At 47.8% G+C, this 11,850-nt stretch carries 8 protein-coding genes; 2 read left to right on the forward strand and 6 right to left on the reverse strand.

Annotated elements, in window-relative coordinates; genetic code table 11:
- Positions 1-248: 248 nt before the first annotated feature.
- The gene (locus J7545_RS04355; RefSeq protein ID WP_318700295.1) at positions 249-3,614 is read right to left on the reverse strand and encodes an EAL domain-containing protein; all 3,366 of its coding nucleotides are present in this window, start codon (positions 3,612-3,614) and stop codon (positions 249-251) included.
- A 345-nt stretch (positions 3,615-3,959) separates the two neighbouring features.
- Here J7545_RS04355 and J7545_RS04360 point away from each other — a divergent pair, with 345 nt between their 5' ends.
- Positions 3,960-5,060 carry an isocitrate/isopropylmalate family dehydrogenase gene (locus J7545_RS04360; RefSeq protein WP_318700294.1) on the forward strand — a complete coding sequence of 367 codons (1,101 nt, stop codon included), beginning with the start codon at positions 3,960-3,962 and terminating at the stop codon, positions 5,058-5,060.
- An 85-nt stretch (positions 5,061-5,145) separates the two neighbouring features.
- On the opposite strand, the gene lpxB is transcribed toward J7545_RS04360, so the two are convergent.
- Positions 5,146-6,321 (reverse strand): lipid-A-disaccharide synthase, encoded by a 1,176-nt coding sequence (gene lpxB / locus J7545_RS04365; protein ID WP_318700293.1) that lies wholly within the window; start codon positions 6,319-6,321, stop codon positions 5,146-5,148.
- A 185-nt stretch (positions 6,322-6,506) separates the two neighbouring features.
- Here lpxB and J7545_RS04370 point away from each other — a divergent pair, with 185 nt between their 5' ends.
- A complete protein-coding gene (locus J7545_RS04370) occupies positions 6,507-7,271 on the forward strand; it encodes a Uma2 family endonuclease (protein WP_318700292.1) in 765 nt (254 codons plus the stop codon).
- 72 nt (positions 7,272-7,343) lie between these two features.
- On the opposite strand, the gene lpxA is transcribed toward J7545_RS04370, so the two are convergent.
- The 4 genes from lpxA to J7545_RS04390 form a co-directional block, all read right to left on the reverse strand.
- On the reverse strand, positions 7,344-8,144 hold the full coding sequence (lpxA, locus tag J7545_RS04375) for an acyl-ACP--UDP-N-acetylglucosamine O-acyltransferase (RefSeq protein ID WP_318700291.1): 801 nt from the start codon (positions 8,142-8,144) through the stop codon (positions 7,344-7,346).
- Between the two features lie 48 nt (positions 8,145-8,192).
- Complete coding sequence (gene fabZ / locus J7545_RS04380; protein WP_271942112.1) at positions 8,193-8,702, reverse strand: 3-hydroxyacyl-ACP dehydratase FabZ; 510 nt, start codon at positions 8,700-8,702, stop codon at positions 8,193-8,195.
- Positions 8,703-8,726: 24 nt separating this feature from the next.
- Positions 8,727-9,557, reverse strand: coding sequence for a UDP-3-O-acyl-N-acetylglucosamine deacetylase (gene lpxC, locus J7545_RS04385; protein WP_318700290.1), 831 nt, complete (start codon positions 9,555-9,557; stop codon positions 8,727-8,729).
- A 2-nt stretch (positions 9,558-9,559) separates the two neighbouring features.
- On the reverse strand, positions 9,560-11,850 hold a 2,291-nt coding region (locus J7545_RS04390; RefSeq protein WP_318719193.1), incomplete at its 5' end, for a BamA/TamA family outer membrane protein.

The raw sequence follows: 11,850 nt of genomic DNA on the forward strand, positions 1-11,850 counted from the left end.
AAGTGAATGATTTTCATGATTGTGCATCCATAGACCCTCAGAGCGCCCTAAATTTCATAGAGTCATCTCATTCTCCGTGTCCCCGTGTCCCCGTTTCTCCGTGTCTTCCTGACTCGAATCTTAAAATCATTCCCTTGAAAGGTGGGGGAGTGGGGGAGTGGGAGACACGGGGAGTGGGAGACACGGAGACACGGAGACACGAGGATACGGAGAAATTTCCTATTCCCTATTCCCTATTCCCTATTCCCTTACAATGTGCGTCCGGTGGCTAAGAGATCGGTGGCGGCGATTGGGGTTAGGGGTCGTGAGAAGAAGTACCCCTGGCCCAATTCGCAGCCGAGTGCTTTTAGCCAAGCTAACTGTTCTTCCATTTCGATGCCTTCGGCGATCGCCCCTAACTGCAACTGATCGCTCATACTCACCACTGCTTGCACAATTTTGTAGTTTTTGTCCCCTGGCCGCATTTTCCCGACAAAAGATTGGTCAATTTTGAGATAGTCGGCAGGCAAGTTGTAAAGATAGCTCAGGGACGAATACCCAGTCCCAAAATCATCAATACTGATGCGAATCCCTAAATCTCTTAATTGTCCCAGCAAGTTGATAGTAGCTTTGATATTTTCAATCAACAGACTCTCAGTAATTTCTAACGTTAATGAGGTAGCTGGCAACTGAGTATTCGTGAGTGTTTGTTGAATCGTTTCTACCAAAGTGGGTTGCCGTAAGTCTTGTCCCGACAGATTAATACTGATTCTGAGATCTTCCAGGTCTGGGAATTGGTGCTGCCAGGTCACCAATTGCTCACAGGCTGACTGCAATATCCACTGGCTAATGGTGCTGATTAGCCCAGTTTCCTCGGCAATGGCAATGAAGTCGGTAGGAGAAATAAAGCCTCGCATGGGGTGCTGCCAGCGGATGAGGCATTCAAACCCAATGAGCTGTCGTGTATTGAGATCGACAATAGGCTGGTAGTAAGGGATAAATTCCTGTTGGTCGATCGCCGTTCGGAGGTCATGCTCCAGGGTCATGCGTTTCACTGCCTGGACGTGCATCTCAGCGTCAAAAATTTCGTATCGATTGCGACCTTTAGCTTTGGCTCGATAGAGAGCGATATCAGCATCCCGAAGTAAATCGGAGGCTTCAGTGTAAGTATTTGATCCCCAAACAATACCAATGCTAGTGGTGACAAAGATGTTATGACCGTCGATGGGAGTGGGGCGATTAAACTCGGCTAATAGGCGTTCAGCAATATGGATAACGGTTGAGAGGTCAGGAATCTGTTCGAGTAGAAGGACGAATTCATCTCCTCCCAAGCGAGCGGCTACATCGGTGAGTCGAATGGTGCTTTGCAGCTTTTGGGCGACCATCAAGAGTAGCTCATCCCCAACCAGATGCCCCAGGCTGTCATTGATTACCTTGAATTGATCCAGGTCGAGGAACAGCACGGCAAAATGATAGGTGTGCGATCGCTGCGCTCTTTGAATCGCCAACTCCAATCGACTGGTGAGCAGTGCCCGATTGGGTAAATCGGTGAGCGTATCGTGAAGGGCACTATAAATTAACTGTTTTTCTGCCTGTTTGCGATCGCTGATATCGAAATTCACCCCAATCATTCGCACCGGTTGCTCTTGGGCATCTCGCTGGACAATGGCATGGGCTTCAATGTAGCGAACTGTGCCATCTGACCATCGGATTCGGAATTCACAATTAAAATCTTTCTCCCCATTGAGCGCTTGTTGTAGGGCAGATCGAGAGGCCTCCAAATCGTCCGGATGCAGTGCCGTTTCCCACGCTTCATAGATTTGATAAAAGTCTCCAGGGGGAATGTCATAGAGTTCATACATACGTTCATCCCAAAGGAGGCAATTAGTGACCACATCCCAATCCCAAATCCCGATCTTTGCCGCTCGAGTCGCTAACTCTAATCGATTGGTTAAATCCTGGAGTTGGATTTCAGCCGCTTTGCGATCGCTCACATCCAGAATCAGTGTATGCCAAAGTACCGAACCATCTGGGTTCTGGGTCGGTTGACCGATTCCCTGTAGCCATTTGCGACGACCCGATGGGGTGGTAATGCGCCATTCCCAATTCCACCTGTCCAGGGTGTGGGCAGATTTCATGATTGAAGCGTGCATCCCAGACAAATCTTCTGGGTCAACCATCTCCCAGAGAATACTGGTATTTGCCTCAACTATATGGGCTTCAATTTCCCAAAGCTGATAACAACCTGGACTCATATAGAGGACTTTATCCGTTCCATCGGGATACAAAATGTAGTGAAATATTGCTCCCGGCACGTTGGCAGCCACGTTTTTGAAGTTAGCCTCGCTCTGCTGTAACACGGTAAAGGACTCCTGGAGTTGTTGGGTCATCTGCTTGAAGGAGTGACTTAACTCACTCACTTCACGGGTACGGCTGGTAGCAATCTCCTCTGGGAACGATGTAGACCTTAAGGACTTCTGGGTAATCTCCTTTGCCACCTGGTTGAGCCGCAGCAACGGTTCGGTAATCCAGCGAGCTGTGAGAATGCTAGAGGCAGTGGCTAGGGCTAGTGCCCCTAGACACAGCCACAGGGTATTACGGGTGTTGGCATGAATCTGCGCCATAAAGTCAGATTCGGGCACAACAATGACAATCAGCCAGTCCAACCCCAAATCGTCAGAAAAGGGTGTAATCTGCACAATTTCCCGTGTTCCATTGGCGATGAATTCAGTGCGTTCGACTTGTTGAATCTGACGGAGATTGCCAAATTGCTCAATGAGATGTTCTGCGGTTTGCCTCACTTGTGCATCGCTGCTCTCGAGAGCATTCAATCGCTTCCACGTTTTGCTCTCAACCGTTGGGTCAATTTGAGAAAGCGGCTCGCCAGTAGAGGAGGCGACCAAATCGCCTGTACGCTCCATGATGAAAATTTGACCCGATCGCCCGATTTCGAGCTGTTCTAAGAAGTTACTGATTTGCCAGAGTGAAAGTGTGGCGTTGGTGACTCCAATCAGTTGCTTAGTTTCCGTATCATACAAGGGACTCACCGCACTGAGAATATTGAAGGGCGGATCGTGGTTTGGGTAAATGTCTGTCCAGGTCAACTGGCCAGCCATCACCGCATTCCGATACCAGGGACGACTCTTGAGGTCAAAGTTATCGACGCTTATTCGTTCTCCGCGATCGCCTTTTCCGGAAATAGCATAGGTATGGAGTTGGGTTTGGCCAGGGTCAATGGCTCGGATGGCCATTTGCCCCTCTTTTGTCACCCCAACCCCCACGACTTCCCCAGTTTCATAACCAACGGCAGTGATAAATAACCCCTCATGATGCTGCATCTGGTGCCAGAGATACCGAGTTAATCGGTCTATGTCAGTTAGATCGGTTAGGTTTAACTGTTGATGAGCCAGGGTATCGGCAATAACGCCTTGAGGAATTCGAGTATATTGAGTAACATAGCTTACAGTTCGGGCTGCGATCTCCTGCCAAAGATCGTCAGCAACATTATCAACCGCCTTTTGTCCATTCCGAATTGAAAGCCACGCCGTCAGACTAACTGCTGCTGTAATTTGTACCACAAAAGGAACAATCAAGATAATTCTTAATGGAGTATTGGCTAACAAGCGCTGTAACATTTTGCTGTTTCCTTAGCAGTTACTCGGCTCCTCTCTAGAGTTGTAGTGGGATGGGTCTGATGCAAATTTCAAGATTGCATTATTTGTATAATCGTTGATCCCCTGGCAAAATCAATTGTCTTTTCACCATTACAAACTGATAAGGAGTTTCACTACATTCATCGTAGCTGTATTCTGCTACGATCCGATCAATTTCCCTGCCCTCTTTGACTTATCCTCTCTTCAAGGGAAAAAATGATATTGAACGCACATCTATATTGGTATTGGTAATTGTGTTTACAGTGTCTGCGATCGCCATCGACGACAATAACCAAAGCAAACCCGTTCAAGGATTGACCACTTGTTATGCCCACTCAACAACCCACACCTGCGATCGTTGTCATGCATGGCGATCAGACCGGAGAGGAGCTTCTAGCCGAGGCTTTACGGGTCTTGCAACCTGGGGTAATTGGCCAACCTCTGGAATTCATCGATTATGATTTGAGTTTGGACAACCGTCGAGCCAGTAACAATCAGGTGGTTTGGGATGCTGCCACTGTTGCCTGTAAAACGGGACTGGCTTTGAAGGCTGCCACCATTACCCCAGAAACGCCAGGTGATGTGGGTAGCCCCAATGCCATCTTGCGAGATGCCTTGGGAGCCTCGGTGATTTTACGAACCGGCAGACGCATTCCCCAGATTCGACCGGTAGGTGGCGTTTATGCCCCCATTACCATCGTCCGCATGGCTGTAGATGATGCCTATGGCGCGAAGGAATGGCGAGAAACCACGGAAACCGGGGATGAAATTGCTTGGCGCACCTCCAAGATTAGTCGTTCCATTTGCCGAACGGTAGCCGAATTTACATTTACCCATGCCAAGCGGACGGGAGCTAAAGTCTTTGGCGGGCCAAAATTTACAGTCAGTGCCACCTATGAAGGCATGTTTAAGGAAGAACTGGATGAGGCAGCCCAGCGCTATCCGGATGTCGCCTACCAACCCCTACTGATTGATGCTACATTTGCGCTCTTGCTACAAAATAGCGGCGAAGCGTTGGTAATACCTGCTCTCAACCGGGATGGGGACTTACTCTCCGATATGGTGTTACAAATGTATGGCAGTATTGCCGGTTCGGAGAGTTTAGTCATGGGCTTTGATGCCGATACCTTGCAGGTCAAAACGGTGATGGCAGAAGCGCCTCATGGCACAGCTCCCGCTCTCTATGGTAAAAATATTGCCAATCCCATGGCTATGATTTTAGCTTGTGCTGCCCTATTGACCTATGTGAAAACTCCAGCCGGAGATCGTGCCTCACGCTCGATTTATGAGTCGGTCTTTGAAGCGATTTATGAGGGGAAAGCCACTCCCGATCTGGGCGGACAAATGACGACTTCTGAGTTTACGGATGAAGTGATTCGCAAAGTCAAGACTAAGCTGGAGGTCTGGTCTACCCTAGAGTCTACTTGATAGCAATTAAAAATTAAAAATGGGTCTTGGTAGTGTGGGCAGAAGAATAAGAAATGATGATTAGCTTGTCACCATTCCCTATTCCCTATTCCCCATTCCCCGATCGCCAAAAATCAAAAATGGCTTGAGCGGCGCGATCGCACACTCCGGGTTCTCCTAAAGCTTGGCGCATTTGGGCATAGCCTTGTTGAGTTTCCTGGCGAATCTGGGGATTCAATAATAAGTCTAAAGCAGTTTGACTAATAGCTTCAGGGGTAGCTGCCTCTTGAAGCAATTCTGGGACAATGGGTTTCATCTCCACTAAATTGGCGGGGGAGACATAGGGTAAAGAGAGCTTGAGAATATGGCGAGCGATCCAAGCGGTGAGGGGACTTAAGCGATACATGACTACTTGAGGGACATCGAGTAGAGCTAACTCTAAATTGACAGTGCCGGATTTACAAATAGCTAAGTCTGCACCGGCTAAAACGGCGGGAACTTGGTCATCAACCAGGGTTGCTCGCAGTCCAAAATCGGCGATCGCCCTTTCAATCGGTTCTCGAAACTCTGCTAGAGATAAGGGAACCCAAAATTGAACGTCTGGTAGTTTCTGCTGAATCTGTTGTGCCGCTGCAAACATCACCGGCATTAAATAGGTGACCTCTTGACGGCGCGAGGCGGGTATTAAGGCGATCGCCGTTGCATCTTCTCCTATTCCTAATGTAGTGCGTGCGCGATCGCGGTTTGGAAACGTTTGCATTCGGTCAATTAAAGGATGTCCAACCCAATTGACATTAACCTTATGCTCTCGAAAATATCGTGCTTCTTCTGGGAAAATCGCTAACAACACATCCGTAATTTCAGCTACTCTTTGAGTATCACGTTTGTTTTGAGACCAAACCCAGACCTGGGGAGCAATATAGTAAACAATCGGTACTTGGGGCAAATGGCGGTGCAAATAGCTGCCAATACTTAAATTGGGCCCCATATAGTCAATCAAAATAATTACATCTGGAGGATTTAGGCGCAAATAGCGCTTCACTTGCTCCTGAATCTTCAATATGGGAATCACAAAAGGCAACGCCTCCAAAAGTCCCACGGAACCAATTCCTGTCGTTTGACCCAACAATGTTGCTCCAGCCTCAGCCATGCGCTCTCCCCCTAAAGCCAAAATCTCCAGATCCAAACCGTGTTGAGAACCATAACGGTGCAACGCTTCTACCAACAGAGCGCCTTGCAAATCTCCTGAGACTTCACCGGTACTGATAAAAATAGTGGTCATGGGAATGGGGAATGGGGAATGGGGAATGGGGACAACAGGATTCTACCCTTTCCTTGAATAGTCCATAAATAAGCTTCTTAAAGCGATAGTATAGAACAAAAGCACTTTTTCCTGTGATTATGGTTAACTTAACCCAAAGGCAGAATAACATCTCAAGAACCCCCAAAAGAGAAGACCTGCCTACCATGTACGACTTACCAAGTGAAGAAGTAGGAGAATCGGGTTTGCCAGACCAATATCATCCCATACAATCTCAACTGTTAGAGCAAACCTTTCAACCGGCTACCTATACCCCAGAACAGGTATTTTCAGCCATGGATTTGAATCTCTACTACGATGTAGAGAATACCAACAGATACAAACGTCCGGACTGGTTTGGAGTCGTGGGAGTATCTCGATTGTATGAACAGAAAGAATTACGGATGAGTTATGTCGTCTGGCAAGAAGAAGTGAATCCGTTTATCGTGGTGGAACTGTTGTCACCGAGTACGCAACGGGAAGACTTGGGAGAAACGACTCGTAGAGACCTGACAAAACCACCAACAAAATGGCAAGTATACGAACAATTTCTACGCGTCCCGTACTATATCGTTTATGAACGAGAACAGGACTATTTTCGAGCCTTTCAATTAGAAGAAAATGGCTATCAAGAGCTAGAGATAAGGAACAAGGAATTATGGTTAGCAGAGTTAGGGTTGGGCTTGAGATTGTGGCAAGGCAGTCATAAAGAAATCGAGCGGTTATGGCTGCGTTTTTATGACGAGTCGGGGAATTTAATTCCTACAGAAGTAGAGGAAATGGAACGAGAACGACAGGAAAAAGAGTGGGAACGACAGGAAAAAGAGTGGGAACGACAAGAAAAAGAACAAGCACAAACCGCATTGCAGGAATTGAGAGAGCGCCTGATTGCCATGGGTTTAGATCCGGATAACTTGCCGCATAATCGTTAAAAAGTTTAACGGTTATGCAGTTTCACCTGTTATGGAGTACTGTCTAATGCTCATACACCCATCTACTCCAACCTATTCCCTATTCCCTGGAATGGGACCTCGGCGGCCTTTTTCTGTGACAGATAGGTGCAGGAACTGGTGTAGATGGGTTAATTGCTCGGTTTTCGGTAGAGTGTTTAATTGCTCTAGGGCTTGTTGAAAGGTAAGATCGGAGCGATAGAGCATTCGATAGGCTTCTTTGAGGATGCGAAAGTTTTCTTGAGTTAATCCAGAGCGTTTTAAACCGATCGCATTGAGCGATCGCACCCGGGCCGGATTTCCCTCTACAGTCATATACGGGGGAACATCTCGCTCAATACGACTCATTCCACCCACCATCGCCATCTGGCCAATATGTACAAACTGGTGAACTCCTAACAGTCCGCTAATTCTAGCTTTTGATTCCACCTGCACATGACCGGCAAATGCGGTGCAGTTGGCTACGATCACCTCATTTTCGAGCAAGCAATTATGGGCCACATGGACATAAGCCATCAGTAAATTGCGATCGCCAATTACTGTTGCTTCATCCGGCGCGGTTGCGCGATTAATGGTCACATATTCACGAATACAATTATCATTACCGATTTTGACCCAAGTTTGGCCCCCATCATACTTAAGATCCTGGGGAGCCAAACCAATTGCCGCTCCGGGAAAAATCTCATTTCTCTCGCCAATCTCCGTCCATCCTTCCAGCACCACATGGGAGCCAATAGTCGTATTTGCCCCTATGGTCACATTTTCCCCAATCACGGCATAGGGGCCAACGCTCACCGTCGGATGAACCTTTGCACCACTATGAATCACTGCCGTTGGATGAATTAGGGTGGTCATATCTCCCCCATTCTGATTTCTCTTATCTTGCTAACACCAAATCGTTATTTACTCTTCACTCAAAATTGCAAATTTCAGCTCTCCTTCTACAATTGGTTTACCATTGACTTCTTGACCATTGACTTCTATTGTCCCTTTCATCATCACAAAACCGCGTTTTGGCATAGCTTTGGTAATTTCTGCGGTAATAATTAACTGATCTCCAGGCACTACAGGCCGGCGAAATTTAACCTTATCGATACCTGCAAAGGCAAATAATCCGCTTGGAAAATTGTCCATTTGTACCACTACAATGCCTCCCACTTGAGCCATGGCTTCAACCATTAGTACGCCTGGCATAATGGGACGACCCGGAAAATGCCCTTGAAACTGGGGTTCATTGAACGTGATGTTTTTTAGTCCTACTGCTGATTTGCCTGGCTCATAGGCAATGATCCGGTCTACTAGAGCAAAGGGATAACGATGGGGAATGATTTTCTGAATCTCTTCGACACTGAAAACGATGTTGGTTGGATCAAGAGCAGGGGTTTCTGGGCTAGTCTCGGTTTCTGTGGACATGGGTTAGACGATAAACAATAGGGATTAGATCAGTTGGGCAATTTTCCTCGCCAGTTGCACATGAAGGTGATGGCTGGCCTTAAATGCCAGATAGTGAGCCACAGGAGGAACTCCCAATAAACTCAGGTCTCCCACCAGGTCTAAGAGTTTATGGCGGGCAGGTTCATTGGCAAATCGTAAGGGGGGATTGAGCCAACCTTCAGGGCCGCAAACGAGGGCATTATCCAGACTACCACCTTTGATTAACCCCTGCGCCCGTAAGGTTTCAATTTGGTGAGCCAGTCCAAAGGTGCGAGCAGGAGCAACGGTGGTGCTAAAGGATTCGCGATCGGGTTGCCAACTGTGCCATTGTTGACCGATCGCCGCTAAGTCGAATTCAATGCCATAGGTAAAGCGAAGTTGGGGCGCAGGAATGGCGGCAACAAATGCATCTTTATCGGCAATCCAAATGGGTTCAGTTAAGGTTGCTTCTGATACTGGAAATTGGACGGGAGGGGCCGGTTGATGACCGCTAATGGCCTCGACCCAAGGGGCGGCTGAACCGTCGAGTAGGGGCACTTCAGGGCCATTCATCTCGATTCTGGCATCTGTGATTCCAAGGGCGAGGAGGGAGGCGAGCAGGTGTTCTACCGTTCGTACGCTGGTCTCCCCAATGGCTAGTTCCGTAGATAATACGGTAGATTTGACGGCTTCGATACTGGCGGGAATTGTGGGTCGATCTGCGAGATCGACGCGCACAAAATAGCGTCCACTTCCGGGTTCTGCGGGCAGTACGTTGACTTGGGTTTCCAGTCCGCTATGCAAACCGACACCCGATTGGGTAAAGGGTTGGTTTAGGGAAGTTGCGATCGCCATGATTAAAATTTCTCTCCGATCCCAAAGTGTACTCGACTACCACCATCGATATTAAATCCGTAATCAATACGGATGGGGCCTAGGGGGGTATTCACCCGCACACCAATCCCTGCGGATGCTCCTGAACCCGGCAATCCACGCCGCCCGGAGGGATTCCCAATCACCGCATTACCCGATCCGAGGTTCGTGGCTCCATCCAAAAATAATACTCCTCCAAACAGTCGGCTTACAGGGAAGCGATATTCTACAGTGCCTTCGAGGAAATATCGACCACTGCCCACATCCCCTTCTGCAAAGCCTCTAACAGACTCTAGACCGCCCAGAATGAACGCTTCATAGGGGGGGAGGTCTCCGAAGGTTGCACCGCCTTCAATTTGAAATGCGAGGGCTTGGGGGCCTTCGGTGAAATCCGTAAATTTGACCGGGACAAAGAAGGTGTAACTTCCCCGCAGACGACTCATGACAACGCTTGTGACAGGGATAGACTGCTCGATACTAAAGCGGGTAACTGAGCCAGTGGTGGGTTGAGCTGGGTTGTTGCGGCGATCGCTAACGATGCCAAACTGGAGCATGAAGAGATCGTCAATACCGGTATTATGGAAGGCTAGACGTTGCCCATCTTGGTCTCTAGCCGTCAGCTTGTTATTGGCATCGCGGATTGAAACCCGCTGGTATTGTATACCTAGAGAGGCTAACCAATCAGGTTTTAAGGGATTTTCTCCCAAGGGACGGGAAAAGCGAATTCCTGCCCCCGTACGCAGCACGCGGGGGCGATCGCCATTATCTAAGCGAATGGGGTCTTTATCGCCATCGTAAACCAGGGAGATCGAACGCCGCCTAAATCCGTTCATGGTATAAGCTGTGCGTTTTGGATCTCCGCCAATCCACGGATCTCTGAAGCTGACATCAAAGAGGAAATCACGAGTTCCAAGCTGCACTTCTGTACGCAGGGTCTGGTTGTTGCCGCCAAAGTTCGTTTCTTGATAACTTAGTGAACCGAATAAGCCACTGGCCGAACTAATACCACCACCAGCGGCGATCGAACCCGTATTTTGTTCCTGCACATTCAGGACTACTACCACTTTTGTGGGGTCAGTCCCTGGATTCAAAGTTACATTCACATCCTGGAAAATTCCCAAGCCAAACACTCGCTGTAAATCCCCTTGAATCGTATCGCGATTAAAAATATCTCCCGGTTGCAAACTGAGCTGTCGAGTAACAATAAACTCCCGCGTTCTGCCCTTAACAGGAGTTCCATCTTCTTCCGTATCCTGTCCATCTCGATTCAGATAAACAATATCAATATCTTCAATTACCCCTTCGGGAATCACTAGGGTAACCGTACCTTCATCACTCACATCTGGCGCATCCACCACCTGAGCCAAAATATACCCATTCTCTTGATACCAGGTATTCAAGTCTTGAATACTGACTTGAAAGCGACGTAGATTAAGAATGTTGCCATATTGATCGCCAAAAATTTCGTCAATCACTTCTTGGGGAACAACAGAAGGAATATCTGTTCCTGGATTGGCATTAATATTAACTTGTCGTAAAACTGGGTTAGGTGTTACCTCAAATGTGACGCGCACACCTAATGGGGTATCCTCTGGCGTTGCTCGCACATTAGAAAAGAATCCCGTGGCAAAAATTGCATCAATATCTTCTTGCAGTCGAGTCCGAGTTGTCGTCCGTCCGGCTTGAGTACTAATGACATCAAATACCCGATTTCTTAAGTCTCCATCGACTCCACTAACAACAATTTCTGCTACTAATACTCTCGGTTCTGATGGCGATGAATCGTTTTGACTCAGTTGAGCGTTTAGAGAAACTGGGGTTGCCGGAGCCGTTTCTACTTCCTCTATTTCTAAGAAAGGAGTAAAAGCCAACTTCTCTGAACTTTCCGATAGCTGTTGTGGTTCAGGAAGCAAGGTAAAGGCTAACGTTTGCTCCTCAGTTACTGTATTTTCCTGTACTCCAGAAAATGGGGTAAAAGCAAGCTGCTCTGAACTTTCCGATAGCTGTTGTGGTTCAGGAAGCAAGGTAAAGGCTAACGTTTGCTCCTCAGTTACTGTATTTTCCTGTACTCCAGAAAAAGCTGTAAAAGCAAGCTGCTCTGAATTTTCCGCTAGCTGTTGTGGTTGGGGAAGCAAGGTAAAGGCTAACGTCTTGTCCTCAGTTACTGCATTTTCCTCTACCTCAGAAAAAGCTGTAAAAGCCAACTTCTCTGAATTTTCCGCTAATGGTTGCGGTTGTGGAAGTGTGCTAAAAGCTAACGTTTGCTCCTCAGTTA

This window comes from Roseofilum sp. SBFL, from assembly GCF_017746885.1.
Classification (GTDB): Bacteria; Cyanobacteriota; Cyanobacteriia; order Cyanobacteriales; family Desertifilaceae; genus Roseofilum.

What these genes read in the sequence shown, in the direction of transcription:
- lpxB (WP_318700293.1), bottom strand. Translation starts at nt 6,321, where the DNA reads ATGACCACTATTTTTATCAGTACCGGTGAAGTCTCAGGAGATTTGCAA.
- J7545_RS04355 (WP_318700295.1), bottom strand. Translation starts at nt 3,614, where the DNA reads ATGTTACAGCGCTTGTTAGCCAATACTCCATTAAGAATTATCTTGATT.
- lpxC (WP_318700290.1), bottom strand. Translation starts at nt 9,557, where the DNA reads ATGGCGATCGCAACTTCCCTAAACCAACCCTTTACCCAATCGGGTGTC.
- lpxA (WP_318700291.1), bottom strand. Translation starts at nt 8,144, where the DNA reads ATGACCACCCTAATTCATCCAACGGCAGTGATTCATAGTGGTGCAAAG.
- fabZ (WP_271942112.1), bottom strand. Translation starts at nt 8,702, where the DNA reads ATGTCCACAGAAACCGAGACTAGCCCAGAAACCCCTGCTCTTGATCCA.
- J7545_RS04360 (WP_318700294.1), top strand. Translation starts at nt 3,960, where the DNA reads ATGCCCACTCAACAACCCACACCTGCGATCGTTGTCATGCATGGCGAT.
- J7545_RS04370 (WP_318700292.1), top strand. Translation starts at nt 6,507, where the DNA reads ATGTACGACTTACCAAGTGAAGAAGTAGGAGAATCGGGTTTGCCAGAC.